The sequence below is a fragment of the Nocardia sp. NPDC058518 genome, from assembly GCF_042719655.1.
Taxonomy (GTDB): domain Bacteria; phylum Actinomycetota; class Actinomycetes; order Mycobacteriales; family Mycobacteriaceae; genus Nocardia.
Window position 1 is genome coordinate 232,848 of record NZ_JBHXNJ010000010.1, and the last position, 25,755, is coordinate 258,602.

28 protein-coding genes are annotated in these 25,755 nt (G+C 68.5%); 19 read left to right on the forward strand and 9 right to left on the reverse strand.

Translation table 11 applies throughout. The features are described from left to right. Nucleotides 1–5: 5 nt before the first annotated feature. On the forward strand, nucleotides 6–1,205 hold the full coding sequence (locus ACFWPX_RS19645; protein ID WP_378928602.1) for a winged helix-turn-helix domain-containing protein: 1,200 nt from the start codon (nucleotides 6–8) through the stop codon (nucleotides 1,203–1,205). Between the two features lie 9 nt (nucleotides 1,206–1,214). Here the strand turns inward: ACFWPX_RS19645 and ACFWPX_RS19650 are convergent, their stop codons facing one another. Beyond that, on the reverse strand, nucleotides 1,215–1,661 hold the full coding sequence (locus ACFWPX_RS19650; protein WP_378928603.1) for a hypothetical protein: 447 nt from the start codon (nucleotides 1,659–1,661) through the stop codon (nucleotides 1,215–1,217). A gap of 114 nt (nucleotides 1,662–1,775) precedes the next feature. On the opposite strand from ACFWPX_RS19650, the gene dapA reads away from it, so the two are divergent. After that, the gene (dapA, locus tag ACFWPX_RS19655; protein WP_378928604.1) at nucleotides 1,776–2,684 is read left to right on the forward strand and encodes a 4-hydroxy-tetrahydrodipicolinate synthase; all 909 of its coding nucleotides are present in this window, start codon (nucleotides 1,776–1,778) and stop codon (nucleotides 2,682–2,684) included. Continuing rightward, nucleotides 2,681–4,783, forward strand: coding sequence for an RNase J family beta-CASP ribonuclease (locus ACFWPX_RS19660; protein ID WP_378928605.1), 2,103 nt, complete (start codon nucleotides 2,681–2,683; stop codon nucleotides 4,781–4,783). Before dapA ends, ACFWPX_RS19660 begins: the two co-directional genes overlap by 4 nt. 59 nt (nucleotides 4,784–4,842) lie before the next feature. On the opposite strand, the gene ACFWPX_RS19665 is transcribed toward ACFWPX_RS19660, so the two are convergent. Then, nucleotides 4,843–5,397 (reverse strand): hypothetical protein, encoded by a 555-nt coding sequence (locus ACFWPX_RS19665; RefSeq protein ID WP_378928606.1) that lies wholly within the window; start codon nucleotides 5,395–5,397, stop codon nucleotides 4,843–4,845. 34 nt (nucleotides 5,398–5,431) lie between these two features. Beyond that, a complete protein-coding gene (locus ACFWPX_RS19670; RefSeq protein WP_378920280.1) occupies nucleotides 5,432–5,815 on the reverse strand; it encodes a DUF4189 domain-containing protein in 384 nt (127 codons plus the stop codon). A 296-nt stretch (nucleotides 5,816–6,111) separates the two neighbouring features. On the opposite strand from ACFWPX_RS19670, the gene ACFWPX_RS19675 reads away from it, so the two are divergent. Both ACFWPX_RS19675 and ACFWPX_RS19680 read left to right on the forward strand, forming a co-directional pair. Then, entirely contained in the window at nucleotides 6,112–8,664 is a 2,553-nt protein-coding gene (locus ACFWPX_RS19675) for a DNA translocase FtsK (protein ID WP_378928607.1), read from the forward strand. A 438-nt stretch (nucleotides 8,665–9,102) separates the two neighbouring features. Next, nucleotides 9,103–10,083, forward strand: coding sequence for a TerC family protein (locus ACFWPX_RS19680; protein ID WP_378920170.1), 981 nt, complete (start codon nucleotides 9,103–9,105; stop codon nucleotides 10,081–10,083). Nucleotides 10,084–10,147: 64 nt separating this feature from the next. On the opposite strand, the gene ACFWPX_RS19685 is transcribed toward ACFWPX_RS19680, so the two are convergent. Together ACFWPX_RS19685 and ACFWPX_RS19690 are read right to left on the reverse strand one after the other, a co-directional pair. Then, complete coding sequence (locus ACFWPX_RS19685; protein ID WP_378920172.1) at nucleotides 10,148–10,432, reverse strand: YciI family protein; 285 nt, start codon at nucleotides 10,430–10,432, stop codon at nucleotides 10,148–10,150. Nucleotides 10,433–10,460: 28 nt separating this feature from the next. Beyond that, nucleotides 10,461–11,027 carry an amino-acid N-acetyltransferase gene (locus ACFWPX_RS19690; protein WP_378920174.1) on the reverse strand — a complete coding sequence of 189 codons (567 nt, stop codon included), beginning with the start codon at nucleotides 11,025–11,027 and terminating at the stop codon, nucleotides 10,461–10,463. Between the two features lie 256 nt (nucleotides 11,028–11,283). Between ACFWPX_RS19690 and pgsA the strand changes: the two genes are divergently transcribed. From pgsA to ACFWPX_RS19715, 5 genes are all read left to right on the forward strand, one after another. Continuing rightward, nucleotides 11,284–11,919 carry a CDP-diacylglycerol--glycerol-3-phosphate 3-phosphatidyltransferase gene (gene pgsA / locus ACFWPX_RS19695; RefSeq protein ID WP_378920176.1) on the forward strand — a complete coding sequence of 212 codons (636 nt, stop codon included), beginning with the start codon at nucleotides 11,284–11,286 and terminating at the stop codon, nucleotides 11,917–11,919. After that, nucleotides 11,916–12,407, forward strand: a complete 492-nt coding sequence (locus ACFWPX_RS19700; protein ID WP_378928608.1) for a CinA family protein — start codon at nucleotides 11,916–11,918, stop codon at nucleotides 12,405–12,407. The genes pgsA and ACFWPX_RS19700 overlap by 4 nt, the downstream gene beginning before the upstream one ends. Before the next feature lie 91 nt (nucleotides 12,408–12,498). Next, nucleotides 12,499–12,951 (forward strand): helix-turn-helix domain-containing protein, encoded by a 453-nt coding sequence (locus tag ACFWPX_RS19705; protein WP_063004535.1) that lies wholly within the window; start codon nucleotides 12,499–12,501, stop codon nucleotides 12,949–12,951. Between the two features lie 195 nt (nucleotides 12,952–13,146). Then, nucleotides 13,147–13,971 carry a phage shock protein PspA gene (gene pspA / locus ACFWPX_RS19710; protein WP_056811431.1) on the forward strand — a complete coding sequence of 275 codons (825 nt, stop codon included), beginning with the start codon at nucleotides 13,147–13,149 and terminating at the stop codon, nucleotides 13,969–13,971. 105 nt (nucleotides 13,972–14,076) lie between these two features. After that, complete coding sequence (locus ACFWPX_RS19715) at nucleotides 14,077–14,952, forward strand: hypothetical protein (RefSeq protein WP_378928609.1); 876 nt, start codon at nucleotides 14,077–14,079, stop codon at nucleotides 14,950–14,952. A gap of 66 nt (nucleotides 14,953–15,018) precedes the next feature. Here the strand turns inward: ACFWPX_RS19715 and ACFWPX_RS19720 are convergent, their stop codons facing one another. Together ACFWPX_RS19720 and ACFWPX_RS19725 are read right to left on the reverse strand one after the other, a co-directional pair. Next, nucleotides 15,019–16,512, reverse strand: a complete 1,494-nt coding sequence (locus ACFWPX_RS19720) for a carboxylesterase/lipase family protein (RefSeq protein ID WP_378928610.1) — start codon at nucleotides 16,510–16,512, stop codon at nucleotides 15,019–15,021. A gap of 68 nt (nucleotides 16,513–16,580) precedes the next feature. Then, a complete protein-coding gene (locus tag ACFWPX_RS19725; RefSeq protein ID WP_378928611.1) occupies nucleotides 16,581–17,276 on the reverse strand; it encodes a maleylpyruvate isomerase family mycothiol-dependent enzyme in 696 nt (231 codons plus the stop codon). Between the two features lie 164 nt (nucleotides 17,277–17,440). Between ACFWPX_RS19725 and ACFWPX_RS19730 the strand changes: the two genes are divergently transcribed. Together ACFWPX_RS19730 and ACFWPX_RS19735 are read left to right on the forward strand one after the other, a co-directional pair. Then, on the forward strand, nucleotides 17,441–17,608 hold the full coding sequence (locus ACFWPX_RS19730) for a hypothetical protein (RefSeq protein WP_378920186.1): 168 nt from the start codon (nucleotides 17,441–17,443) through the stop codon (nucleotides 17,606–17,608). Nucleotides 17,609–17,631: 23 nt separating this feature from the next. Beyond that, nucleotides 17,632–18,342, forward strand: a complete 711-nt coding sequence (locus tag ACFWPX_RS19735) for a PIG-L deacetylase family protein (protein WP_378920188.1) — start codon at nucleotides 17,632–17,634, stop codon at nucleotides 18,340–18,342. 16 nt (nucleotides 18,343–18,358) lie between these two features. Here ACFWPX_RS19735 and ACFWPX_RS19740 read toward each other — a convergent pair whose 3' ends face one another. After that, nucleotides 18,359–18,916, reverse strand: a complete 558-nt coding sequence (locus ACFWPX_RS19740; RefSeq protein ID WP_378928612.1) for an HD domain-containing protein — start codon at nucleotides 18,914–18,916, stop codon at nucleotides 18,359–18,361. A gap of 115 nt (nucleotides 18,917–19,031) precedes the next feature. Between ACFWPX_RS19740 and ACFWPX_RS19745 the strand changes: the two genes are divergently transcribed. From ACFWPX_RS19745 to ACFWPX_RS19755, 3 genes are all read left to right on the forward strand, one after another. Continuing rightward, entirely contained in the window at nucleotides 19,032–20,186 is a 1,155-nt protein-coding gene (locus tag ACFWPX_RS19745) for a glycosyltransferase (RefSeq protein ID WP_378928613.1), read from the forward strand. A gap of 96 nt (nucleotides 20,187–20,282) precedes the next feature. Beyond that, nucleotides 20,283–20,474 (forward strand): DUF3046 domain-containing protein, encoded by a 192-nt coding sequence (locus tag ACFWPX_RS19750; RefSeq protein WP_378920194.1) that lies wholly within the window; start codon nucleotides 20,283–20,285, stop codon nucleotides 20,472–20,474. Nucleotides 20,475–20,481: 7 nt separating this feature from the next. Further along, nucleotides 20,482–21,705: a phosphotransferase gene (locus ACFWPX_RS19755; RefSeq protein WP_378928615.1), complete on the forward strand. Its 1,224-nt coding sequence runs from the start codon at nucleotides 20,482–20,484 to the stop codon at nucleotides 21,703–21,705. A 10-nt stretch (nucleotides 21,706–21,715) separates the two neighbouring features. Here the strand turns inward: ACFWPX_RS19755 and ACFWPX_RS19760 are convergent, their stop codons facing one another. Further along, on the reverse strand, nucleotides 21,716–22,231 hold the full coding sequence (locus ACFWPX_RS19760; protein WP_378928624.1) for a CGNR zinc finger domain-containing protein: 516 nt from the start codon (nucleotides 22,229–22,231) through the stop codon (nucleotides 21,716–21,718). A 129-nt stretch (nucleotides 22,232–22,360) separates the two neighbouring features. Here ACFWPX_RS19760 and ACFWPX_RS19765 point away from each other — a divergent pair, with 129 nt between their 5' ends. From ACFWPX_RS19765 to recA, 4 genes are all read left to right on the forward strand, one after another. Next, nucleotides 22,361–22,822 (forward strand): VOC family protein, encoded by a 462-nt coding sequence (locus tag ACFWPX_RS19765; protein ID WP_378928616.1) that lies wholly within the window; start codon nucleotides 22,361–22,363, stop codon nucleotides 22,820–22,822. Nucleotides 22,823–22,861: 39 nt separating this feature from the next. Further along, nucleotides 22,862–23,743, forward strand: a complete 882-nt coding sequence (locus ACFWPX_RS19770) for a pyridoxamine 5'-phosphate oxidase family protein (RefSeq protein ID WP_378928617.1) — start codon at nucleotides 22,862–22,864, stop codon at nucleotides 23,741–23,743. Nucleotides 23,744–23,765: 22 nt separating this feature from the next. Next, nucleotides 23,766–24,215 (forward strand): nuclear transport factor 2 family protein, encoded by a 450-nt coding sequence (locus tag ACFWPX_RS19775; RefSeq protein WP_378928618.1) that lies wholly within the window; start codon nucleotides 23,766–23,768, stop codon nucleotides 24,213–24,215. A 172-nt stretch (nucleotides 24,216–24,387) separates the two neighbouring features. Then, nucleotides 24,388–25,425 (forward strand): recombinase RecA, encoded by a 1,038-nt coding sequence (recA, locus tag ACFWPX_RS19780; RefSeq protein WP_067460620.1) that lies wholly within the window; start codon nucleotides 24,388–24,390, stop codon nucleotides 25,423–25,425. Nucleotides 25,426–25,755 lie beyond the last annotated feature (330 nt).

Genomic DNA, 25,755 nt, shown 5'->3' on the forward strand with positions numbered 1-25,755 from the left:
AGGCAATGCAGCGGATGAATGCGGCGCAGGCCCGCCGAACGGCACTGGCCGCGCAGGGCTTCGGCAAGCGCAGGCCGACCAACCCGAAGCGTCGGGCCGTGCTCGATGTGGTCGCCAGAACCCGTCTGCTGCAAATAGATTCGGTCTCGGCGGTGGTGCGCGCGCATTACGCGCCGGTGTTCAGCCGGATCGGCCCCTACGATCGTGGCCTGCTCGACGGCGCCGCCTGGAGTGACAGCGCGAAGGCACGGCGGGGGCTGGTGGAGTACTGGGCCCACGAGGCCGCGCTGATCCCGGTCGCCGACTGGCCGTTGATGCGCTGGCGGATGGCGGAGTACCGGCACGGGCGCTGGTCGGGCATGCGCAAGGTCGTCGACCGCAATCCGACGCTGGGCAAGGACATTCTCGATGTCGTGACCGAGGTGGGTGCCGCTAGCGCGGGGGAGATCGAACGTCATCTGGAGCTGGACAAGCCGCGTCCGAAGGGGACCTGGTGGAACCTGAGCGATACCAAGATGATCTGTGAGCAGCTCTTCGCCGCGGGCGAGCTGGCCACCGCGCGCCGGGTCGGGTTCACCCGGCACTACGACCTCACCGAACGAGTCGTCCCCGCCGATGTGCTCGACCGGGAGATCGGCGAGGACGACGCCGTGCGCGAGCTGATCCGCCGGTCCAGCCGGGCCCTCGGCATCGGCACCGAGGCCGACCTGCGCGACTACTACCGTCTGGCCCGTCGTCAGAGTGCCCCGGCGATCGCCGACCTGGTCGACGCGGGCGAACTGCTGCCGGTCGACGTCGACGGCTGGGACGCGCCCGCCTACCTGCACCCGGAGGCCGCCACCCCGCGCCGGATCACCGGGACCGCGCTGCTGTGCCCGTTCGATCCGCTGATCTTCTTCCGCCCGCGCACCCAGCGCGTCTTCGACTTCCACTACCGGATCGAGATCTACACCCCCGAACCCAAACGGGTGCACGGCTATTACGTCTTCCCGCTGCTCGTCGACGGCAAGCTCGTCGGCCGGGTGGATCTGCGCGCCGAACGCGCCACCGGCCGATTACTCGCCCCCGCCGCTTTCGCCGAACCCGGCTACGCCACCGCCGAGACCGCCCAGGCATTGCGCGGGGCGCTGCGGGAAATGGCCGACTGGCTCGAACTCGACGAAGTCGTTATCGGCGAACGCGGCGACCTGGCCCCGCTGCTGTGAACGTGGCGCCTACCAGCCCTTGCCGCCGTATCCGCGCATCTGATCCTTCAGCGCGCCACTGACGGCACCGGAGAGCCAGGAGTTCAGCGACTGGCCGTTCTGCTGGGCCGCCTCCTCCGCGCGCGACTTGAGCTGTTCGACCAGTCGCAGGGTGACCCGGCTGATATCGCCGGTCATCTCCTCGAAAGTCTGGGGTTCCTCCGCCCCCGACGGCGTGTTCTTGCGCACGTCGGCTTTCGCCTCGGTGCCCTCCAGGCGGACGTGCACGGTGCGGTCACCGAGTTCGGTACTGATCTCGGCGGCCAGTTCCGACAGCGCCGAGAACAGCACCAGGCGGCTCGAGCTCTCCACTGCGGCGGCGAGGGCGGCGGCGGTGGCCTGCGTTTTCTCGTCGCCGAGCGCGGCGGCGGCGATCAGTTCCTCGCGCAACCGCGCGGTATGAGCATTCAGATCCATGACATCATTGTGACGTCATATCTGACATCACGCAAGGTGAAAAACACCCACCGGCAGCCGCTTCGGGCGCTAGGGTGTCGAGGCACATCCGGCGACCGGGTAGCCTTTCTGACCATGACGAACGGTGAATCGACGCCAACGGAGCTGCGCGCGTCCGGCACGGTAGGTGTCGCGATGGTGACCCCCTTCAGCGCTGCGGGCAAGCTCGACGTCGATGCCGGTGTCGCACTGGCGGCACACCTGGTCGACCGTGGGGTCGACCTGCTGATCATCTCGGGTACCACCGGCGAGTCGCCGACCACCAGCGAAACCGAGAAAGCAGACCTGCTGCGTGCGGTCGTCGACGGCGTCGGCGACCGGGCCACCGTGGTCGCCGGTGCGGGTACCTACGACACCGCGCATTCGATCGAACTGGCGCGTGCCGCGGAGAACGCGGGCGCGCACGGTCTGCTCGTTGTGACGCCGTATTACTCGCGGCCGACGCAGGAAGGCCTGATCGCGCACTTCACCGCGGTCGCCGACGCCACCGCCCTGCCGGTCACGCTCTACGACATTCCACCGAGGTCGGTGGTGCCTATCGCCATCGACACGATCCGGCGCCTTGCCGAGCATCCCAACATCGTCGCGGTGAAGGATGCCAAGGGCGATCTCGTCTCCGGAGCCGATCTCATCGCGACCACCGATCTGGATTTCTACTCCGGTGACGACGGACTGAATCTGCCCTGGCTCTCGGTCGGTGCGGTCGGATTCATCAGCGTCATCGGACACCTCGTGCCGGAACGACTGCGCGAGATCCACCAGGCCTACACCACCGGTGACGTGGCCAGGGCGCGAGAGATCAACGCGACACTACTGCCGCTGTACGCGGCCATGACCCGCCTGGGAGGTGTGGCGATGTGTAAGGGAGGACTCCGATTGCTCGGCATCGACGTAGGTGAGCCCCGGTTGCCCCAGCTGATGCCGACGCAGGCACAGCTGGAGGAACTGGCGTTGGACCTGCAGGCCGCGGGGGTGTCGGCATGACCGAACCCGTAGCCCGTAAGCCCCGTCGCCGTTCGGCATCGCGCGCCGCCGGTGCGCCAGAGCCGACACCGGTGGAGAGTGTGCAGGCCGCGGCGAAGAAGGTCGTCGCCCCCGAGCCCGCCCCCGCTGCGAAGGAACCGGCGATCGCCGAACCGATCGCCGAGGTCACCGCCGAGGCGAACCTGGTCGGTTCCGCCGAAGGGGGCACCGACCTGCAGAACGTCGCCGAGGAACGCGTCGCCGCGAAGAAGACCGCGCCGCGCCGCGCCAGGACCAAGCCGGCCACCGAAGCCAAGGGCAAGCAGGCCGAAGCCAAGACCAAGCCCGCCGCCGAGCAGTCGCGCGGCGGCGGTCGTGGCAGGCAGGGTGGCGGTCGCGGTCGAGGTGCGGCACCGGTCGCCGAGCCGCGCGAGAAGGCCGCCCACGACAAGCTGGGCCCGCCGCCGAAGCTGGTGAAGAACGGTCTTCGCCTGTTCGCACTGGGCGGTATCGGCGAAATCGGCCGCAACATGACCGTGTTCGAATACGGCGGCAAGCTGCTGATCGTCGACTGCGGTGTGCTGTTCCCCGAGGACCAGCAGCCCGGTGTCGACCTGATCCTGCCGGACTTCGGGCCCATCGAGGACCGGATGGCCGACGTCGAGGCGATCGTGCTGACCCACGGCCACGAGGACCACATCGGTGCCGTGCCGTTCCTGCTGCGCCTGCGCCAGGACATCCCGGTGATCGGCGCCAAGTTCACCCTCGCCCTGGTGGCGGCCAAGGCTCGCGAGCACCGCTTGCAGCCCAAGCTGCGCGAGGTCGCCGAGGGCGAGACCACCGTGCACGGCCCGTTCGAGCTCGAGTACTTCGCGGTCAACCACTCGATTCCCGACGCGCTGGCCGTGGCCATCCGCACCGGTGCGGGCGTGGTGCTGCACACCGGTGACATCAAGCTCGACCAGCTGCCCCTGGATGGCCGCCTCACCGACCTGGCCGGTTTCTCCCGCCTCGGCGACGAAGGTGTCGACCTGTTCCTGGTCGACTCCACCAACGCCGAGGTCCCCGGCTTCGTCACCCCCGAGCGCGAGATCGGTGGCGTGCTCGACAATGTCATCGGCAAGGCCACCAACCGCGTGATCGTGGCGTCGTTCGCCAGCCACGTGCACCGCATCCAGCAGGTTGTCGACGTCGCGCAGAAGTACAACCGCAAGGTCTGCTTCGTCGGTCGCTCGATGGTCCGCAACATGGAGATCGCGCAGGACCTCGGTTACCTGACGGTGCCCGACAATGTCGTGGTCACCCTCGATCAGGCCGCGAACCTGCCCGGCAACCGCCTGGTGCTGATCTCCACCGGTTCGCAGGGCGAGCCGCTGTCGGCGCTGTCACGGATGGCGCGTGGCGAGCACCGGCAGATCAATATCCGCGCCGACGACCTGGTCGTGCTGGCGTCCTCGCTGATCCCGGGCAACGAGAACTCGGTGTTCGCCGTGGTCAACGGCCTGGCCCGGCTCGGCGCGACCGTGATCACCCAGCAGAACGCGAAGGTGCACGTCTCCGGTCACGCCTCCGCGGGTGAGCTGCTGTACCTGTACAACGCGGTGCGCCCGACCAACGCCATGCCCGTGCACGGCGAATGGCGTCACCTGCGCGCCAACGCCGCACTGGCCGTGGCGACCGGTGTGCCCGAGGAGCGGGTCATGCTCGCCGAGGACGGCGTGGTGGTCGACCTGGTCGACGGCATCGCCTCCATCGTCGGCCGCGTGCCGGTCGGGCACGTCTACGTCGACGGCCTCTCGGTCGGTGACGTCGGCGAGTCGACCCTGTCGGACCGCCTGGTCCTCGGCGAGGGCGGTTTCATCTCGATCACCATCGTCATCGACTCGACCACCGGCAAGGCGGTCAGCACGCCCGAGCTCAACGGCCGCGGCTTCTCCGACGACCGGACCGCGCTCGACGGCGCGAACGAACTGGTCGAGGCGGAACTGCTGCGCCTGGCCGGTGAGGGCATCACCGACACCCACCGCATCGCCCAGGGCGTGCGCCGGGTGGTCGGCCGCTGGGTCGCCGACGTCTACCGTCGTCGCCCGATGATCGTGCCGACGGTCGTCGCCGTCTGATCTATGCGCTAACCGAAAACCGCCGGGCGACAACGTTGCTCGGCGGTTTTCGTTCGTTCTCAGGCCTGGCAGGCCGCGGAGTCGAGCTGGGCCGACTTCACGATATTGCAGGCGAACACGTGCGAGACCTTCCAGGAATCGTCCTCGGCGACGAAATCGACGAAGGCATCCTTGACCGGGGTGCCGTCGATCGTGACATCGGCATTCGCCTTGAGCTTGCCGTCGGCGGGGTCGCCGACGGTGGTGATGACGATCTTGACATTGTTCTGCTTTGCCGCCTCGACGAACTTGTCGACCAGCATCGGATCCTGGTCGGCGTCCTCGATGTAGGTCTTCTTCTCGTCGCCGGTTAGCTGACCGGCCAGGGCCTTGGTCAACCGGGCGTTGAGGTCGGCGGCGGTGGGCTTGGGCAGGTTGGGCACGGTGGTGGCCGCAGGCTCGCCACCCTCTTCCTTGCCCGACTTGGCGTCGCCCGATTCGAAGGCGCCGCCCTTACTGGTCGTCGTGCCCGCGCCATTGCTGGTCGAGCCCTCGTCGGAACTGCACGCGCTGAGGCCGAGCGCCGCGACGATCGCGACGAGAACGGCAGCGGTTTTCACTGGACGGATATTCACTACAACTCCCATGATCATGGTCGAAACGGTCGGGCTAGAGCTGGTAGCCGCTGGTGCAGTTCCAGTGCTTGATGTAGGCGTTGCCCGGATTGTTGTTCAGCGCTTCGCGTTTGGCGCCGCCGATCGTCGACGCGGAGCCGTAGCTCCACCACCCGCGCGAGATCGCGATGGCGCCACAGCCGTTGCGGTAGGACACCTTCACATCGCACCCGCCACCGCCACCGCCGCGGCGGCAGGCCGCCATGGCACCGGCTTCGGCATCGGCGTAGCTGCCGTAATCCGTTGCGTATCCGTAAACCCCCGGTTTGACCGACACCGCGATGGCGCCGTAATTGCCCGACTGCGCCTGGGCCGGTGCGATGTGCCCCGCGAAAATCGCGACTGCGGTGGCACCCAGCACGGCCGCGCTGGTGAGCATTCTCTTCACTTGTAGCGTCCCCTTCATATGCACGGGTCGACGACCCGATAGAGCGCTGTCAAAGTACCGAGCAGGCCGGTGCTCGCGCCAGCATCGCGAGCCCAGAACGGCCGAAATAGAGGAGTTCGGCAAGGATTCCATAAGTTCGGGCCCGCGAAACGCGGTTCCCGGCGAGATTTCCCCGCGCTGACCGGGGCGCCGCGACCTGCGCATCCGGGTCGGATCGGGCCCGTCAGCGGGGTGGGACCAGTGTTGCGGATGGTCTCGGAGGTGTTGGAGCGGCTAGCCTGATGGTCATGGCAGGTAAGTCCCGCAGCACCACGACCTCTCGTGCGCGGGCGGGATCGACCAGGGGGCAGACGCCGGCGGCGCGGTCTCGCTCGGCGACCCCGCGAGCGACGGCGGCTCCACGTGGGCGCACCACGCCCGTGCGCAGGCCGGTCAAACGCGCCTCCGACACCGCACCCCTGGCGGTGATCGGCCGCGGCATCGGGAGCAGCTGGACCATGCTGGCGCGTGGCCTCGGTGCCACCACCCGCACGCTGAGCCGGGCAGGCGACCTCGATCACGGGCACCGGCGCGACGGAATCGGGTTGGCGCTCATCGCGTTGAGCGCGATCATCGCCGCCGCGATGTGGCTCTCGGCGGGCGGACCGGTCGGGCGGTTCCTCGAAGACGTCGTGCGCGCGATCGCCGGTTCCGCGGCCGTGCTGGCGCCGATTCTGCTGGTCGCGCTCGCCGTGGTGCTGATGCGCACCGAACCACATCCGGAGATCCGGCCACGGCTGGTCCTCGGTGGGCTGCTCGTCGTGCTCCCCGCGCTGGGGGTGTGGCATCTTGCGGCCGGGTCCCCGACCGACGCGGACGGCCGCGCCACGGCGGCGGGCGCGTTGGGATACGCGATCGGTGGACCGCTCGGCCAGGGCCTCACACCCTGGCTCGCGCTGCCGCTGCTGTTGCTGGCCATGATGTTCGGCGTGCTGCTGCTCACCGGGACCACCGTGCGCGAGGTACCGGGCAAGCTGCGCGAATACTTCGGTCTCGGCGAATACGCCGACGACAGCGACCCCTATGATCCGGCCAATTATGACGCCGACGGATTCCCGGTGCACCGCAACCGAACCCGGCGCCGTGGCCGCAACCCCGACGACAACTACCCGCCCGACGAATTCGGCGGCTCCGACGCGGTCACCGAGTCACTGGGCGAACCGCCGCTGCGCGATGCCAAGCCGATCGAGGAACCGCCCGCGCCCGCACCCGCGCCGAAACCGGCGCGTAAGCGGCCTGCGGTCAAGCCGGTCGACCAGACCCCGCTGCCGCTACCGGAACCGGAGTTCGTCACCGACCGGGTCGTCGACGGCGACTACACGCTGCCCCCGCTCACCCTGCTGCTCGACGGCGACCCGCCCAAGAAGCGCTCCGCGGCCAACGAATCGATGATCGAGGCCATCACCGAGGTGCTGGTGCAGTTCAAGATCGACGCCGCGGTCACCGGCTTCGTGCGCGGCCCGACCGTCACCCGCTACGAGGTGGAACTGGGTCCCGGCGTCAAGGTCGAGAAGATCACCGCGCTGGCCCGCAACCTCGCCTACGCGGTCGCCACCGAGAACGTGCGCCTGCTCGCGCCCATCCCCGGTAAATCGGCGGTCGGCATCGAAGTGCCCAATGCCGACCGCGAATTGGTGCGCCTGGCCGATGTCCTGAAGTCGCCGCACACCCGCAACGACCACCATCCGCTGGTGATCGGCCTCGGCAAGAACATCGAGGGCGAGTTCGTCTCGGCGAACCTGGCCAAGATGCCGCACCTGCTGGTGGCCGGTTCCACCGGTTCGGGTAAGTCGAGCTTCGTGAACTCGATGCTGATCTCGCTGCTGCACCGGGCCACTCCCGAGGAGGTCAGGATGATCCTGATCGACCCGAAGATGGTGGAGCTCACGCCGTACGAGGGCATTCCGCACCTGATCACGCCCATCATCACCCAGCCGAAGAAGGCCGCCGCCGCGCTGGCCTGGCTGGTCGAGGAGATGGAACAGCGCTACCAGGACATGCAGGCCAACAAGGTTCGCCACATCGACGACTTCAACAAGAATGTGCGATCGGGCAAGATCACCGCCCCGCTGGGCAGCGAACGCGTCTACCGGCCCTACCCGTACATCCTGGCCATCGTCGACGAGCTCGCCGACCTGATGATGACCGCCCCGCGCGACGTCGAGGACGCGATCGTGCGGATCACCCAGAAGGCGCGTGCCGCCGGTATCCACCTGGTGCTGGCCACCCAGCGCCCCTCGGTGGACGTGGTGACCGGTCTGATCAAGACCAATGTGCCCTCGCGGCTGGCGTTCGCCACCTCCTCGCTCACCGACTCGCGCGTCATCCTGGATCAGCCGGGCGCGGAGAAACTGATCGGCATGGGCGATGGGCTGTTCCTGCCGATGGGCCAGGGCAAGCCGACCCGCCTGCAGGGCGCGTTCATCTCCGACGAGGAGATCCAGGCCGTCGTCGAGTTCAGCAAGACCCAGGCCGAACCCGAATACCAGGAGGGTGTCACCGCGGCCAAGGCCGGCGAGGTCAAGGACGTCGACCCCGATATCGGTGACGACATGGACGTGCTGCTGCAGGCCGTGGAGCTGGTGGTCACCTCGCAGTTCGGTTCGACCTCGATGTTGCAGCGCAAGCTGCGGGTCGGCTTCGCCAAGGCGGGCCGGTTGATGGATCTGATGGAGACACGCGGGGTGGTGGGTCCCAGCGAGGGCTCCAAGGCGCGCGACGTACTGGTCAAGCCCGATGAGCTCGATGGTTTGCTGTGGTCGATTCGTGGCGGCGATCCGGGCGCGTCCGAGGACGAGTAACGCCGTTCCCGGTTTGCTCTGACCGTGCCGGAAGCAGGCGGCGACGAACGAGGAGGGACCTGGCACGGCTCATGGTCGGGAAGGGTGCCCGGACACGGGGCCGGGCGGGAATCGCCTGGTCAGGCGGTGAAGCGGGCGCGCACGAGGCGGGTACCCGACATCAGAACACCGGGGCAGAGCCGGTGCTTCGCGGTGGGGCGCAGTAGTTGCGCGCTGGATTCGTACACGGCTCGCTCCTCTCGGGTCTGTATCGTTCGCCGATGATGCGGTGACGGTAGCAGCGGTCGTGAATCGGGCGAAAGGGCTTTTCCGCGTGCGCGGCGGTGGGGTGGCCCGCTGATGTGTGTGAAATCATGGCGGGCAATCGTTCTGCAAGCCAACTGAAACGGACAATTCGGGCATGATGGACGACATGAACTTCATCGATCGGACCACCACATGCAGGTGACCACGCTCGAGTGGGTGATCACCGGACTGGTGATCCTCGGCCTGTTCGTCTTCGACTTCTTCGCCCACGTGCGCACCCCGCACGAGCCCACCTTCAAGGAATCGGGCATCTGGTCGGCCGTCTACATCAGCTTGGCGCTGCTGTTCGGCCTGTTCGTCGCCTGGAAATGGGGCGGCACGTTCTCGGGGGAGTACTACGCGGGCTTCGTCACCGAGAAAGCGCTCTCGGTCGACAACCTGTTCATCTTCCTCATCATCATGAGCACCTTCGCGGTGCCGCGGATCTACCAGCAGAAGGTGCTGCTGATCGGCATCGTGCTGGCGCTGGCGATGCGCGGTGTGTTCATCGCGGTCGGCGCGGCCGCGATCAGCGCCTACAGCTGGGTGTTCTACCTGTTCGGCGCGTTCCTGATCTACACCGCGATCAACCTGCTGCGCGAGAGCGGGCACGAGGTCGAACACGAGCAGAAGCGCGACAGCTACATCGTCTCGCTGGCCAAGCGGGTCCTGCCGACCACCGACGAGTACGACGGCGACAAGCTCGTCACCCGGATCAACGGCAAACGCGTGGTGACTCCGCTCCTGCTCGCGCTGCTGGCCATCGGTTTCGCCGACCTGCTGTTCGCGCTGGACTCGATTCCGGCGATCTACGGTCTCACCGAGGAGCCGTACCTGGTGTTCACCGCCAACGCCTTCGCGCTGATGGGCCTGCGCCAGCTGTACTTCCTCATCGGTGGGCTGCTCGACCGCCTGGTGTACCTGTCCTACGGTCTGGCCGCGATCCTGGCGTTCATCGGCGTCAAGCTGGTGCTGCACGCGCTGCACGAGAACACGCTGGGGTTCATCAACGGTGGTGAGCACGTGAGCGTGCCGGAGATCTCCACGGCGTTCTCGCTGAGCGTGATCATCGGCATTCTGGTCATCGCGACGGTGGCGAGCCTGCTGCGCACCCGTAACACCGACAAAGCCTGACACCACCGCGGACGACGCTGCCCGGAACTCCAAGGGTTCCGGGCAGCTCTGTCTCCGGGCCGCGCTACTCGGCGAAGGCGCCCATCACCGGCAACCACTCGACCACGCGGACGGCGTCGATCAGGTCCAGCTTCGCGAACGGGTCGTTGCCGAGCAGTTCGGTCAGCGAGGGCGCGTCCTCGGCGCGGAACAGCAGCAGCGCCCCCGAACCGTCGGGGTAGGGGCCGCTACTGAGCACTGTGCCCGCGTCGACGAGAGCGTTCAGCCAGCCGCGGTGCTCGGGCCGGTTGGTCGCGCGGTCGGCCGCGGTGGACTCGGAGTAGGTGTAGTGGACAGCGAAGATCGGCACAGTCGATCACTTTCTGGCGATGGAGTTTCTACAGGGTCAGCAGCATGCGGGTGTTGCCGAGGGTGTTCGGCTTGACGAAGCTGAGATCGAGGAATTCGGCGACACCGGTGTCGTAGGAGCGGCACATCTCCGCGTACACCTCGGCGGTGACGGGCGTGCCGTCGATCTCGACGAACCCGTGCCTGCCGAAGAAGTCCACCTCGAAGGTCAGCACGAACACGCGCTGCAACTGCAGTTCGCGGGCGACGGTGACCAGATGCTCGACCACCGCGCCGCCGACTCCGCGGCCCTTGACGACGGGATCCACCGCGACAGTGCGTACTTCGCCCAGATCGGCCCACAGCACGTGCAGCGCACCGCAGCCGACGACCTGTCCGTCGAGCTCGGCGACCCAGAACTCCTGCACCGATTCGTACAGCGTGACCAGGTTCTTCTCCAGCAGGATGCGGCCGGCGTACTCGTCGACCAGGCGCTTGATCTCGGGGACATCGGAGGTTCTCGCTCGTCGCACGACCACGCCGGAAACAGGCGCCACAGTGGGCGCGACAACATGCGCGTCGCTGGTCGGACTACTCGAGGGTCCCCGTGAGGTCATGGGTGCACAGTAGTCGGCCGGGTTACCGATAGTCTGAACATGTGCCGCACATCCTGTCGTTCCGCTCCTCGCATCGCGCCGGGCTCGACGACCGGATCGGGTGGCACCGATCGTGCGGGCAAACAGCTCGCGAAACCGTTGGATTTCGGCGCAGTGCCGGTGAGTGCCGAGAGGGCAGGGCATGAGCGGTCAGCGGCCGGAGGCGGTTGCGAAGCGTCACCACGTAGGCCGTCCGAGCATGCCGGAGAGACACAGGATGAGCGTGCGACCCGAAGAGATCGATCGTGGGTCGAGTGCGCCGACACCGATGCACCCGGTGCCGGAGACCCAGGTTCCCCTGCTCAATATCGCCAATGTGCTGACAATCGCGCGCATCGTGCTGGTGCCCCTGTTCGTGCTGGCACTGTTCGCCGAGGGCGGGCACGACACCCGCTGGCGGGTCATCGCCGCGGCGGTCTTCGGGGTGGCCGCGATCACCGACCGCTTCGACGGGCAACTGGCCCGCAAATACGGGCTGGTCACCGATTTCGGGAAGCTCGCCGACCCCATCGCGGACAAGGCGCTGATCGGAGCGGCGCTGATCGGGCTGTCGGTGCTCGGCGATCTGCCGTGGTGGATCACCTTGGTCATCTGCGGCCGCGAAATCGGCATCACGCTGCTGCGGCTGGTGGTCGTGCGGCGCGGGGTGATCCCGGCGGGGCGCGGCGGCAAGCTGAAGACGCTGGTGCAGTCCGTGGCGATCGCGCTGCTGGTGCTGCCGCTCTCGGGTGTCTTCGCCACCGCGGGCATGTGGCTGATGTACCTGGCCGTGGCGCTGACGGTGGTCACCGGCCTGGACTACGTGGGGCAGGCGGCCAGAGTGTGGCTGGCGGGTGGACGGTCGCGCTCGTGAGCGATCCGCTCGTCGACGGTGCGCCGGTCGCCGAACTGGTCAGGGCCCTGAACGCGGCGGGTCAGACCGTCGCCACGGCCGAATCGCTCACCGCGGGTCTGCTGGCTGCCACCGTGGCGGGGGTCCCCGGTGCGAGCGCGGTGCTGCGGGGTGGGTTGATCGTCTACGCCACCGACCTCAAGAGCCGTCTGGCCTGCGTCGAAGACGACCTCCTTCGCACCGACGGACCGGTCGCCGCCTCGACCGCCGAACAGCTCGCCGTGGGGGCGCGGCAGCAGTGTGGCGCGGACTGGGGCGTGGGATTGACCGGGGTCGCCGGACCCGATTCCCAGGACGGGCATCCCGTCGGCACGGTATACCTCGGGTTGGCCGGTCCACGTCACAGCGAAGTGGTCCGGTTGAAACTGCACGGTGACCGGTGGACGATCAGACTCGGTGCGGTGCACAGTGCGGTGCGGGAGTTGCTGCGCTGTGTCAGTGTGAAGTAGCCGGGTTCGGGAACCACCGGTCCATGCTCGACGTTGTGCCAGAAAGAGGTGAGCACCGCTACGGCGGTGACACGAGGTGGAGGAGAACGAGATGACGCTGCTGCGGGAGGCAATCGGGGACAGTCTGCGGCGTGCGCGTCTCGCCCAGCATCGAACGCTGCGCGAGGTGTCGACCTCGGCGCGCGTGAGCCTCGGCTATCTGTCGGAAGTGGAGCGCGGCCGTAAGGAAGCCTCCAGTGAACTGCTCGCCAGCATCTGCGAGGCACTCGACGTGCCGCTCTCGCGCGTGCTGTGGGACGTGAGCACCCTGATGGCGGGCGCCGACGGCTCCGCGCCGCGCGAACCCGCGCTGACCGGCCCCGCCGCCGAGCGCGAGCCGACCGAAGCCGAGCCTGCGACTCTGCCCGAACCGGCCGCGGGCGAGGCATCCGCCTCCGCGAGCGCGGCGGCCGAGCAGGGCGCGCGCATCGGCATCGCCGAAGACACCCGCATCGTCATCCCGGCCCCGAGGGCCGAGATGCTGGTACTGGTGAAGGGAATGTGACGCGGCGAACCCTGCGCCCGGCGCGCGAGACGCTGCACACCGCTGATGAGAACGGATAGATTCTCATCAGGCGTCGATCGGTCCGGTCATTCCGGTTCGGGTGCCGCATGGTGAAGGATAAGCACGTATCTGGTGCGTGACGGTCGCGTACCACCAGTCGCACGAGCGACGCACAGATGGAGGCGGGATCAATCGATGGCTAATCCGTTCGTGAAGGCCTGGAAGTACATGATGGCCCTCTTCGACTCCAAGATCGAAGAGCATGCGGATCCGAAGGTCCAGATTCAGCAGGCTATCGAGGAGGCGCAGCGTCAGCACCAGGCGCTGTCGCAGCAGGCGGCGTCGGTGATCGGTAACCAGCGTCAGCTGGAGATGAAGCTGAACCGTCAGCTCGACGAGGTCGAGAAGCTCAACGCCAACGCCCGTCAGGCCGTCACCCTGGCCGATCAGGCGCAGGCGGCGGGCGACACCGAGAAGGCGATCCAGTACACCAACGCCGCCGAGGCGTTCGCCGCCCAGCTGGTCACCGCCGAGCAGTCGGTGGAGGACCTCAAGGTGTTGCACGATCAGTCCCTGCAGGCCGCCGCACAGGCCAAGAAGGCGGTCGAGCAGAACGCGATGATGTTGCAGCAGAAGGTCGCCGAGCGCACCAAGCTGCTCAGCCAGCTCGAGCAGGCCAAGATGCAGGAGCAGGTCTCGGCTTCGCTGCAGCAGATGGACTCCACCCTGTCCGCGCCGGGCTCCACGCCCAGCCTGGACGCCGTGCGCGACAAGATCGAGCGCCGCTACGCCAACGCGCTCGGTTCGGCCGAGCTGGCGCAGAACACGGTGCAGGGTCGCATGATGGAGGTGCAGCAGGCCAGCGTCCAGATGGCCGGGCACAGCAAGCTCGAGCAGATCCGCGCCTCGATGCGTGGTGACGCGTTGCCCACGGGCAACAACAACGCGGCGATCGACCCGGCGCAGCCACAGGCCGCACCGGCGCCGAATATCAACAAGGGCCAAGCGGCTCAGCAGTAAGCAGTACGTGGAGTCCGGCGAGGGCGCGGAAACCCGGCGGTGACGCCCGGTGGCCGCGCCATCAACGGTTTCCGCGACGACCGGCACCCGGGGGAAGGACAGGCGATGAGCGGGAAAATGCGGCGCGAACGTGCCGAGATCGTGGATCCGGCGGCGCTCGCGCAGGCCGCGATGACAGGCTCGGTGCCCGCGACCCTGCGCGGGGTCGGCGAGCAGGCCATGGTCGCGGTACGGCGCTGGGCCGACCCGCGTGAACGTGAGCTGCGCCGTCGGCGCCGGGTGCGCAGGCGCAGCTTCCAGCTGGGCACCGTTTCCGGCATCACCACGGTCGGCGCGGTCGGGCTGGCCGTGATCTCGGCGCCCGCCTGGGCGGTCATGGTGATCGGCGGTGGCGCCGTCGCGTTCGTCACCGGAACCGCGCTCACCGCCCGCCGCTATCTGGAATTGCGCGGCAAACCCCTGCCCCAGGCGGCGTTCGTCGCCCGCAAATCGCCCGGCCTGCGATCGGCCGCGCGCGCTCCCATCCAGCGCCTGATCCGCGCCGAACGGGCGCTCTACGACCTCGGTGCCCAGATCGCGCGCACCCGCCGTCTCCCCGAAGACGAACTGCGCGACCTGCTCGAGACGGCCCGCTCCGGTGCGGCCGCCCTGCACGCGCTCGCCGCCGACGTGGTCGCGATGGAACAGGCCGCCGACACCGTCGGCCGAGCCAACCCCGACACCGTCGCGGCCTTGAAAACCACGGTCCTCGGCGTGCTCACCCGCCTGGAAACCGGCGTGGTCGAATACGAACAGCTGGTCGCCGCCGCGGCCCGCATCCTGGCGGTCCCCGAGGACTCGGTCCTGGCCTACCAGTTCAACGGCATCGTCGCCGACCTGCGTGAAGCCGCCGACCGCCTCGACGGCTGGGCCCAGGCCCTGACCGAAATGGCCGACCAGGGCACAGACTTGTTCGCCGGCGGAACGGATTCCGTCCGCTAGAGCTCCTCGAGCCGCCGCGGCTTGCGGTCGACACACCGGTCCGAGACACGGCGTGCCGACCGGAGATCAGACCGAGGCGATGGCCTTGCGCAGGGCCGCGAGTTCTGTGGGGCGAGGATCGGTGACGGTGGCAGAGCCCGGGGCGTCGAAGATCCGGACGGTCTTCTCGTCGGACGTGAAGAGGGGCCAGCCGGGGGTGCCGTTGGTGGCGAAAGCGACCCAGGCAGCGTGGATTTCATCGGCGAGGGACTGTGGTGGGGTGGGCCCGGTGAGGGTGTGGGCGTCATCGATGGTGTCGAAGACGAACGGGATTTCCAGCACGTGGCAGGCGCCGAGGCTGGGAAGATCGGTGGGCCAGGCGAATTCGTAGACGTTGGTGGGGGCGGTGACGGCGTTGGCCTCGGCGAAGTCGTAGGTGCCCGCGCGGAAGCTCAAGTCGGTGAGGATGGCGTTGAAGATCTCTGCGGGGGTGGCGTCGGGGCGCTCGGTCGAATATGTCTGCGCGACTTCGGGATCGATGCCGTAGCGGGTGAGGACGAAGGGGAGAGTGTCGGCGGTGATGGCGGCGGCGAGGCCCGCGGGGACGGTGAAGAAGCGGAACTCGTCGGCCGTGGTGCCCGCGATGAGGGGTACCGCGCGGTCGGGGTGAGCGCGCAGGACCTCGGTCGGCGTGCCCTCGACGATGTCGTCGTCGACGACCGGGAACATGCTCATGATGCCCCCGCCCAGCTGGATGATCGACGGACCCCAACGCTGCGGATCGGGGTCGGTCATCACGGCCAGCGCGACGGCGTTCTGCGCGGCACGCAACTCGTCCGGGCCGAGTGCGCCGAAATCTTCGGCGGTAGGTGAGATTCCGAGCTCGGCGGCCAGTGCGGCGGACACTTTGCGCGCGTCTTCGGCATCGGCGGCGACGGCGCCGTTGCCACTCTGCATGATCGCCCGGTGGAACAGCCCGGCCGTCTGCGGCGCGGCGATCAGGGCCGCCACACTCATCGCGCCCGCGGACTCGCCGAAAATCGTCACATTGCCGGGATCGCCACCGAAGGCGGCGATGTTCTCGCGCACCCACCGGAGCGCGAAGATCTGGTCGTGCAGACCGCGATTCGACGGTGCGCCTTCGAGCACGGCGAAGCCCGACACCCCGAGGCGGTAGTTGATCCCCACCATGATCACGCCGTCGCGGGCGAACGCGGTCCCGTCGTAGATCGGCTTCGCGTTGCACCCTCGGGTGAACGCGCCACCGTGAATCCACACCAGCACCGGCAGCCCGGTGGCGCTGGGATCGGGCGTCCACACGTTCACATTGAGATACTCGTCGCCGGGAATGTGGTCGCTGCCGATCAGCGCGTCGGCATACGCGGGATACGGCGTCTGTGCGCAGGTGGCGCCCATTTCGGTCGCGTCTCGTACGCCCGCCCAGGCCGGGGCGGGTTCGGGGAGCTGGAAACGTTTCGGCCCGACCGGCGCCGCCGCGTACGGCACCCCGAGAAAGCGGGTGACCCCGGCCTCGGTGTGGCCGCGGATCGCGCCGCTCGTGGTCGTGACGATGGGTTCCATGAGAAGTCCTCCTACGCGCGGTGAGCCCCGATTATGGGCGCTTGTCCGGTTCGTCGTCAGTCGTTTGCCTATGGAACGAGCGGTCCGGCCAGCACTCGCTCGCCCGCCGCGCGGTCGCCGTCCCAGGTGAACTCCGGGTCGTCGCCGGATTTGCGGGCCCACAGGGCCAGGAGCAGGTCCGATGCGGTGCCCGCCAGGTCGGCGACGGACTCGCCCGGACCGTAGGTCCAGCTGCCGCCGGTGTCGGTGGCCCGCAGCCGCAGCGCCACCTCGGGTTCGACCGCGAGGCCGCGATGGATCATCCGGGGCGCGAACAGCTCGAAGACCTCGTCGATGCCGTCGACCGCGAGATCGGGGTCGAACGGGTCGGCCTTGCCGAGGGCGTTCTGACCGTCCCACAGGTGCATGAGCGTCTCGTGGGCGCGGCGGCGGCGCCAGAAACCGACAGTGCGAGGCATGGACCGGGTGAAGGTCCACGCCTCCTGGTCCTCGTCCGCGGACAGCGACGTCACCATGGCGTCGGCGGTCGACTCGTACCACTCCCGCAGGGCGGCGGGATCTTTCGGCGCCGGCTCGCCCTCGAAATCGCCGCGCAGCTCGGCCACCGCGGTGACCACCCACAGATTGCCGCGCCCGACATGGTCGACGAGGTCGTAGAACACCCAGTCGCCGCAGGATGGCACCGGCGCGGCGAGATCGGTGTCGGGAGTGATGAGCTCACCGAAGGCGGTGAGCTTCGCGCAGAGCAACGCCAAGTAATCCATGCCGATCACGGTAGCCCGGTACCCGACCCCGTGCCGGTCTCGGGGTGAACCCTGATCTACACCCGGATATCGGTGCTGACCTGGTGATCTATAGCTCGCGGGGTGGGAGCATCGAGATATCGGATCGCTGGACAGCGGTCGTAGAGCTGGCGAGGAGTCACATCATGGTTCTGAAAGTCATCGGCATCGTCGTGGTCGCGGTGATCGCGTTCTGGATTCTCGGCGCGCTGATCGAGGCGCTGATGCCCATCCTGGTGATCGGGGCGATCGGTACCGGCCTGTACCTGCTGTACAAGGCGATCTCGGGCAGCGACAAGACCCCGATCAGTTAGCCGTCTCTGGTTAGCATGGCGGGGTGGAACAGCTACCCGAGGACTGGCAGCGCGGACTTGTGATCGTCGCGCACCCCGACGACATCGAATACGGCGCCGCGGCGGCGGTGGCGCGATGGACGGGGCAGGGCAAGGACATTCGCTATCTGCTCGTCACGCGCGGTGAGGCGGGGATCGCCGGGATGCCGCCCGCGCAGGCCGCGCCGTTGCGGGAGATCGAGGAGATCTCCGGCGCCCGCGAAGTCGGCGTGCACACGGTCGAATTCCTCGACCATCCCGACGGCCGCATCGAGGAAGGTCTCCCCCTGCGCCGCGAACTGGCCGCCGCGCTGCGCAGGCATCGCCCGGAGATGGTGGTGCTGTTCAACTTCGGCGACACCTGGGCACCGGGGATGGTCAACAGCGCCGATCACCGGGCTGTCGGCCGATCGGCGATGGACGCGATCTCCGACGCGGGCAACGAATGGATTTTCCCCGAACTCGCCGACCTGCCGCCGTGGTCGGCGCGCTGGGCGGCCGTCGTGGGTCCGGTCGCCACCCACGCCGTCGATGTGGGCGCGCATCTGGAGCAGGCACGCGCATCGCTGTCGGCGCATCGGCGGTATCTGCAGGTGCTGAGCCCGGTGCCGGTGGCGGAGCAGGTGCGCGAAATCGTCACGTTCGCAACGGGTCCGAAGGAAGGGTTCCCCGCCGAGCACGCTGTCGGCTTCGAACTGTTCACCTTCGGCGGCTGATCGGCGGGTGCCGGTGTCAGAGCCCTCGGGCCGCGACACGTTCGACCAGCGGTCGCCACTCCTGCAGTGGCGCGACTCGTAGGCCGACCACCTTGCCCGCGTCATCAGCCCTGCGCAGCGCCGAGGCGGCGGTGAAGTCGGGGTCCGCGCGGAAGGAATCGGCCTCGGCGGGTGTCATCGGCCCGCCTTGCGCGGTGAGTGTGCGCTGACTCGACGCCGACAGTGCGGCCGCGTGTGCTGAATCCGTTGCCACCAGAAAACGTTTCGCGGTGACGTGCAGTTCGATCAGGCGGGCCACCCGGCTGCCGAGCAGTCCGCGCACCGCCTCGGCGCCGTGCCTGCCGTGGCCCGCGTCGTCGCCGGGGAACAGCACGTGGCCGATGTCGTGCAGCAGGCCCGCCACCTGGAGTTCTTCGTCATCGGGGAAGTCGCGGCGCAGCAACTGCGCGCACTGGCGATCGTGATCGAGGATGTCGACAGGGTCGCCGGTGCGGTCCGCGGTGTCCCAGGCGTCGGCGCACCGCTCGAGTAGCGCGAACAGGTCGTCGACGGTGTCGATGCTCGGGGGACGCACGTGCTCGCTCCGGTTTCGCTCGGTGCTGGGTGATGCGTCGGTCAACGTATCGCAGAAATCGTGGGTTCGCCTCGTCCGAGGTAGGCGCGGCCTGGGGATATGGCAGGGTGGGCGAATGCGAATAGCTGTGGTGGCCGGGCCCGATCCAGGGCATGCGTTTCCCGCGATCGCGTTGTGTCTGCGATTGCTGGCCGCGGGGGACGAGCCCGTGTTGTTCACCGGGCCGAGATGGCTGGACAAGGCACGCTCGGCGGGGATCAGCGTGCGCAAGCTCAAGGGGCTCGCGCCGCGCCCCACCGACGACGACGCCGACGCGGGTGCCCGAATCCACGATCGCGCCGCTCATATCGCCACCGAGAACCTGCCCGAACTCAGCGCGATGCTGCCGGACCTGATCGTCTCCGACATTCTCACCGCGGGTGGCGGGATGGCGGCCGAGCGGCTGGGGTTGCCATGGGTCGAATTGTCACCGCACCCGCTCTACCTGCCGTCGAAAGCCCTGCCGCCGATCGGTAGTGGCCTGGCACCGGGGGAGGGTGTGCGTGGCCGCATGCGCGATGGTGTCCTGCGCACGATGACCGCGCGCGCGGTCCGCAACGGTCACCGTCAGCGCTCCGCGGCCCGCGAGACCATCGGCCTGCCCGCCGAGGACCCCGGTCCCACCGCGCGCCTGGTCGCCACCCTGCCCGCGCTGGAGATGGACCGCCCCGACTGGCCCGCCGACACCCACGTCGTCGGACCGCTGCTGTGGGAACCCACCGACGCTGTCCTCCCGCTGCCCCCCGGCGACGCCCCGCTGGTGATGGTGGCGCCCTCGACCGCGCACACCGGCGTCGCCGACATGGTCGACGTGGTCGTGTCCGGCCTGGCCGAACTCGGTGTGCGTGTGGCCATCTCGACCCTGGACACCCCACCCGCGGACCTGCCCGACTGGGCTACCGCGGGCCTGGGCCGCCAGGACGAACTGCTCACCCACGCCGCGGTCGTCGTCGGGGGCGGCGGGCACGGCCTGCTGGCGAAATCCCTGGCCGCAGGCGTGCCGGTGGTGACCGTCCCCGGCGGCGGTGACCAGTGGGAGCTCGCCAATCGCGCGGTGCGGCAGGGAAGTTCGGTGCTCGTGCGGCCGCTCACGCCCGAGGCCGTCGGCGCCGCGGTGCGCAAGGTACTCGACGACCCCGCCTACGCCGAAGCGGCTCGCCACGCCTGCGCCGGTCTGTCGGACGTCGAGGACCCGGTCCAGGTCTGTCACGACGCCGCGAAGAAGGGGTGATCCGTCGCCGCGGACACCGTGGGCGCCGCCGGGTGCTGTGGAGATGGCTGAGCGGGGCCCTGTCGGCTGTCGCCCAGCGCGAGTATCTTTGGCAACGTGCGATTGACCGAATTCCAGGAGCTGATGCACACCGAGTTCGGCGTGGCGCGCGCCGACGCCATGCTGACCGATCACGTGATACCCCAGCTGGGGCGCACGGGCGCGGTAGCGATCGACAGCGGCGTCGACCCACGCGACGTCTGGCGGGCGCTGTGTGCCGACTTCGACGTCCCCCCGAACCGGTGGTGATCAGGCAATGGCCGTGACAGCGCAGAACTCGGAAACGCGACCGTATCGGTTCGACGAACGGCTGCGGATGATCCCGGTCGACCCCGAGACCCTCGCGGTTCGGGTCGCCCTCGCCGACCCGAACGATTTCCCCGGCCTGCGCAGGCTCGGCATCGCGTTGATGCTGCTCGGGCGGTACGACGAGGCCCTCGACCGGCTCGATCAGGCCCTCGAACTGGCCGACACCGAGCAGCGCCGGGTCACCGTCTGGATCAACCTGGCCGATGTCTACCGGTACCAGGGTGAACCGGGACACGCCGAGATCCTCTACCGCCGGGCTCTGCACGCCAGCCGTGTGCTCGACGACCCGGACCTCGTGTCCTTCGCCACCCACCACCTCGGCAAGTCGCTGGCCGAACAGCACCGGCCGCAGGAGGCGCGCCGGCTGCTCAACGAGGCCATGCGGCTGCGCGTGGCCGACGGCGATTCCGAGCTCATCGAGTCCACCCGGGCGGCCTTGGATCACCTCGACGAATTGGCGCTGCCGCTGCCGCCGGTGATCGAGGAGCTGCTCGGGCCGGTGCCGGAGTGGTCGGACGAGCACGAGGGCTGTGACGGGAATCTGGTGCGGTCGGGCATGTACTGGATCAAGCGTGGTCCGCGCGCGGTGGCCGAACACGCGCGGCTGAGCTGGTTGCGCGACAACGGGATCGCGGTGCCGGAGGTGGTCGCGTTCGCCGAGGACGTCCTCGTCCTCGCCGATGCGGGTGGATCGCTCGCCGGACAGGCTGACCCGGCCGAAGTCGGTGCGCAGATGGGCCGTGCCCTGCGGTCGCTGCACGATCTTCCGGTGGCGGACTGCCCCTTCGCCGGTGGTCTCGATGTCACCCTCGCCCGCGCCCACCGCCATGTGGTCGAAGGTTTCGTCGACACCGCGGATTTCGACGACGATCACCGTGATCTCTCGCCCGCCGCGATACTCGCCCGGCTCCGGGAGCGGCGCCCGGCCACCGAAGATCTCGTCGTCACGCACGGCGACTTCACACCGGGCAATGTGCTCACCGGTGGCCTGCTGATCGATGTCGCGGCACTCGGCCCCGGTGACCGTTATCACGACCTGGCGCTGGCCGAGCGCGACCTGGCCGGGGACTTCGGCGCCGCGGCGGTCGCGGCGTTCTACACCGCCTACGGCTTGACCGAACCCGATCGCGCCAAGCTCGACTACTACCGGCTGCTCGACGAACTGTTCTGAGGACCGCTGCTCAGCTGGTCTTGGCGTAGTGGCGCGCGGCCTTGGTGCGATTGCCGCAGGTCGCCATGGAATGCCAGCGCCGGGTGCCGTTCTTGGACGTGTCGTAGAAGAACAACACGCAATCGGGGTGCGCGCACTGGCGGATCCGATGCGGTGCCTCGGCGATCAGGTGGAGCAGATTGTCGGCGGCGAGCCAGCCGGGTAACCACACCGGGTCGTCGACCTCGGGGATGTCGCGGGGGCCCTCGTCGGTGAGTTCGCGGCGGATACGCCCGTGCTCGAGAACCCGGTTCAGTGCGGCGTGATCGGCACGGGTGACGGCGTCGCGCACGGCATCGCGCGCGGTGTGCAGTGCGGTGAGAGCGTGGTTGTCGACAGGTACCCGATCGGCGAGCCCGATGAGCTCCAGCCACGTGCGCAGCCCGTCGAGATCGGCGAGCAGATCGCCGGGTTCAGCGCCCGCCCACCGGGTGTTGAGCAGGTCGAGAGCGGGGGGTTCGCCGGTGTGCGGACGGGGATCGCGCATGCCCGAGGTTAACAACACGACCCTCCTAACTGTCTATCAATGTTTCAAGGGTTGACGAAGTGGGTGACCTCATCCTATGTTCTAACTGTTGAACATCGGATAAACGGTTAAGCATTCCAGGAGGAAACCATGACCACCGTCGCCGCGCCTGTGCTCACCACCGGCCACATCGGACTCAACGTCGCCGACCTCGACCGTTCCGTCGACTTCTACCGCCGTGGCCTCGGCTTCGAACAGCTCGGCAGCGGCGCCGACGGCGATCGGCGCTGGGCCTTCCTCGGCCGGGGCGGTGCGCTGGTGCTCACGTTGTGGCACCAGAGCAGCGGCGAATTCTCCACCAGCACACCGGGTCTGCATCACCTGTCGTTCCAGGTCGACGACCTCGACACGGTGCGCGCGGTCGAGTCGGCACTGCGTGCGGTCGATGCGGAGTTCTTCCACGACGGTGTGGTCGCCCACGGCGAGGGGGCGTCCTCCGGTGGCATCTTCTTCGCTGATCCCGATGGCATCCGGCTCGAGGTCTTCGCCCCGCTGGGCGCCGACACCGCACCCGCACCGGCCGGGCCTGCCCCGACGTGCGGATTCTTCTGACTCGCGGGCAATTTCCCGTCGTCGACCAGGAGGGCGAGGATGTTTCACTCCGGCGAGCTGGCCGTACAGCACCGCATGGGGCAGGCCGAGGCGGCTGCCAGGGTCGGCCGCTCGATCCGTACCGGGATTCCGGCGGTTGCCGCGTCCTTCCTTGCCGAGCAGTCGATGGTGGTGCTCGGCGCCGCCGATCCGGCAGGGCGCCTGTGGGCGAGTCCGCTCACCGGTCCCGCCGGATTCGTTCACGCGGTCGGTGACGCGAGCATCGACATCGACACGCTGCCCGAGGACGCTGATCCGCTGTCGGTGGCGCTGTCGCGTGAGATCGAGGTCGGGTTGATCGCGCTGCAGCCGCAGCGCCGTCGGCGGATGCGCGTCAACGGCATGTCGGCGGTGCGCGCGGGTGGGCTGCGGATCACCACCGAGCAGGTCTACGCGAACTGCCCGAAGTACATCTCGCGCAGGCAGATTCGGGAGGTGGCGGCGGTCGGTGCGCCCGGCCCGGTATGGCGCGGTACGGCGCTGACCACCGCCGCGGCCGAGATGATCGGTGCCGCCGATACGTTCTTCGTCGCCACCGCCGACGGCGACGGGCATGCCGACGCCTCGCACCGCGGCGGCAATCCCGGCTTCCTGCAGGTTCTTTCACCGACTGGATTGCGCTGGCCGGACTACCGCGGCAACTCGATGTTCATGACGCTGGGCAACCTCGCCGTGCAACCCCGCTGCGGGCTGCTCGTCGCCGACTGGTCGACCGGTGCGCTGCTCCAGCTCACCGGCCGTGCCGAATTAGTCTGGGATGCGGCGGCATTCACCCCTGGTGCGCAGTGCGCCGTCGATTTCACCGTCGAGCAGGTGGTGCAACGCCCCGGTGCGCTCCCTGTGCGCTGGGGGCCGCCCGAGCTCTCCCCGAACAACCCCTGATCACACCGAAAGGCTGCTCCCCATGCGACCACCGCTGCCACCCTTCGACCTCGATACCGCCCGCGCGAAGGTGCTCGCCGCCGAGAATGCCTGGAACACCAGGGACCCCGAACGGGTCGCCGCGGCGTATACCGAGGATTCGGTATGGCGCAACCGCGACGAGTTCTTCACCGGTCATGCCGCGATCGTCGACTTCCTGACCCGCAAATGGTCGGCCGAGAACGGCTACGTGCTGCGCAAGGATCTGTGGGCTTTCCACGACAACCGCATCGCCGTGCGCTTCCAGTACGAATGGCACGACGAGTCGGGGCAGTGGTGGCGCAGCTACGGCAACGAGCAGTGGGAGTTCGCGCCGGACGGGCGGATGGCGCGGCGTGAGGCCAGCATCAACGATGTGCCCATCGAACAATCGCAGCGGCGGATCTTCGGGCCACGCGCCGAGGGCGACGACTCGGTGCTGCCGCAGCACTGACCGCTGGTTTCGCTCCCGGATTGCCGGTCGGAGCGGCTGCTGCGCGTGTTGGTGGGCGCGTCGCTTGACTCGAATGGGTGTTCGACTAACCTGGGCGCCAGAACTTGTCGGTGCCGGCCTCTACTGTGGGCGCCAACCAGAGAGACACTCACCTCGAGAAGGGGCACACATCATGGCACCGCAGGCCTACGATCGCGACAAAGCGCTGGAACTGGCGCTGGCGCAGGTGGAGAAGAGCTTCGGCAAGGGCGCGGTCATGCGTCTCGGTGAAGAGACCCGTCAGCCGATCGCCGTCATCCCCACCGGCTCCATCGCGCTCGACGTCGCGCTCGGTATCGGCGGGTTGCCGCGGGGTCGCGTCGTGGAGATCTACGGCCCGGAATCCTCGGGTAAGACCACTGTCGCGCTGCATGCCGTCGCCAACGCCCAGGCCGCGGGCGGTGTCGCCGCCTTCATCGACGCCGAGCACGCCCTCGACCCCGATTACGCCCGCAAGCTGGGCGTCGACACCGACGCACTGCTGGTCTCCCAGCCCGATACCGGTGAGCAGGCCCTGGAGATCGCCGACATGCTGGTGCGCTCCGGCGCCATCGACATCCTCGTCATCGACTCCGTCGCCGCCCTGGTGCCGCGCGCGGAGATCGAAGGCGAGATGGGCGACAGCCACGTCGGCCTGCAGGCCCGCCTCATGAGCCAGGCACTGCGCAAGATGACCGGCGCGCTCAGCAACTCCGGCACCACCGCCATCTTCATCAACCAGCTGCGCGAGAAGATCGGCGTCATGTTCGGCTCGCCCGAGACCACCACCGGTGGTAAGGCGCTGAAGTTCTACGCCTCCGTGCGCCTGGACGTGCGCCGCATCGAAACCCTCAAGGACGGCAGCGACGCGGTCGGCAACCGCACCCGTGTGAAGGTCGTCAAGAACAAGGTCGCCCCGCCGTTCAAGCAGGCCGAGTTCGACATCCTCTACGGCCAGGGCATCTCCAAGGAGGGCTCGCTCATCGACATGGGTGTCGAGCACGGCTTCATCCGCAAGTCCGGCTCCTGGTACACCTACGAGGGCGACCAGCTGGGCCAGGGCAAGGAGAACGCCCGCAAGTTCCTGCTGGAGAACACCGACGTGCGCGACGAGGTCGAGAAGAAGATCAAGGAGAAGCTGGGCATCGGCGCCGTACTGACCGCCGAGGCCGACGCACCCGCCGACTTCTGAGCCGATGACCACGCCGAACCCCGGCGGCCACCGCGATTCGGCCGACCCGGTCGAACAGATGCGCAGGCAGCTGGCTCGCCTCGGAATCGAGGTCGAGCCGGAGCCGTTGCTGCCGCCCGCGGTGGGGCGCGGCAGGGGTGCGGCCGATGAACTCGTCCGGGGGGGGCCCGCCAAAGCTGCCCCCCCCCGCGCCCAGCTGTTTTTGGTGGGGGGGGGGCGGGACCCCCCCCGCCTCTGGGTCCTTACCCCGGCGGGGGGGGGGGGCGGCGCCGGGTGGGGCCGCTGGGTCGCGGCGGGGCTCTGGTAGAGGGGGTCTCGCGGTGCCTGGCA

Bases quoted from the DNA above. Each gene is read 5' to 3' on its own strand.
- ACFWPX_RS19690 (WP_378920174.1), bottom strand. From the start codon at position 11,027: ATGACCTCACGGGGACCCTCGAGTAGTCCGACCAGCGACGCGCATGTT.
- ACFWPX_RS19715 (WP_378928609.1), top strand. From the start codon at position 14,077: ATGAGCGGGAAAATGCGGCGCGAACGTGCCGAGATCGTGGATCCGGCG.
- ACFWPX_RS19760 (WP_378928624.1), bottom strand. From the start codon at position 22,231: ATGCGCGATCCCCGTCCGCACACCGGCGAACCCCCCGCTCTCGACCTG.
- ACFWPX_RS19705 (WP_063004535.1), top strand. From the start codon at position 12,499: ATGACGCTGCTGCGGGAGGCAATCGGGGACAGTCTGCGGCGTGCGCGT.
- ACFWPX_RS19680 (WP_378920170.1), top strand. From the start codon at position 9,103: ATGCAGGTGACCACGCTCGAGTGGGTGATCACCGGACTGGTGATCCTC.
- ACFWPX_RS19670 (WP_378920280.1), bottom strand. From the start codon at position 5,815: ATGCTCACCAGCGCGGCCGTGCTGGGTGCCACCGCAGTCGCGATTTTC.
- ACFWPX_RS19720 (WP_378928610.1), bottom strand. From the start codon at position 16,512: ATGGAACCCATCGTCACGACCACGAGCGGCGCGATCCGCGGCCACACC.
- ACFWPX_RS19650 (WP_378928603.1), bottom strand. From the start codon at position 1,661: ATGGATCTGAATGCTCATACCGCGCGGTTGCGCGAGGAACTGATCGCC.
- pspA (WP_056811431.1), top strand. From the start codon at position 13,147: ATGGCTAATCCGTTCGTGAAGGCCTGGAAGTACATGATGGCCCTCTTC.
- ACFWPX_RS19770 (WP_378928617.1), top strand. From the start codon at position 22,862: ATGTTTCACTCCGGCGAGCTGGCCGTACAGCACCGCATGGGGCAGGCC.
- pgsA (WP_378920176.1), top strand. From the start codon at position 11,284: ATGAGCGTGCGACCCGAAGAGATCGATCGTGGGTCGAGTGCGCCGACA.
- ACFWPX_RS19675 (WP_378928607.1), top strand. From the start codon at position 6,112: ATGGCAGGTAAGTCCCGCAGCACCACGACCTCTCGTGCGCGGGCGGGA.
- ACFWPX_RS19765 (WP_378928616.1), top strand. From the start codon at position 22,361: ATGACCACCGTCGCCGCGCCTGTGCTCACCACCGGCCACATCGGACTC.
- ACFWPX_RS19775 (WP_378928618.1), top strand. From the start codon at position 23,766: ATGCGACCACCGCTGCCACCCTTCGACCTCGATACCGCCCGCGCGAAG.
- ACFWPX_RS19745 (WP_378928613.1), top strand. From the start codon at position 19,032: ATGCGAATAGCTGTGGTGGCCGGGCCCGATCCAGGGCATGCGTTTCCC.
- ACFWPX_RS19660 (WP_378928605.1), top strand. From the start codon at position 2,681: ATGACCGAACCCGTAGCCCGTAAGCCCCGTCGCCGTTCGGCATCGCGC.
- recA (WP_067460620.1), top strand. From the start codon at position 24,388: ATGGCACCGCAGGCCTACGATCGCGACAAAGCGCTGGAACTGGCGCTG.
- ACFWPX_RS19755 (WP_378928615.1), top strand. From the start codon at position 20,482: ATGGCCGTGACAGCGCAGAACTCGGAAACGCGACCGTATCGGTTCGAC.
- ACFWPX_RS19645 (WP_378928602.1), top strand. From the start codon at position 6: ATGCAGCGGATGAATGCGGCGCAGGCCCGCCGAACGGCACTGGCCGCG.
- ACFWPX_RS19730 (WP_378920186.1), top strand. From the start codon at position 17,441: ATGGTTCTGAAAGTCATCGGCATCGTCGTGGTCGCGGTGATCGCGTTC.
- ACFWPX_RS19725 (WP_378928611.1), bottom strand. From the start codon at position 17,276: ATGGATTACTTGGCGTTGCTCTGCGCGAAGCTCACCGCCTTCGGTGAG.
- dapA (WP_378928604.1), top strand. From the start codon at position 1,776: ATGACGAACGGTGAATCGACGCCAACGGAGCTGCGCGCGTCCGGCACG.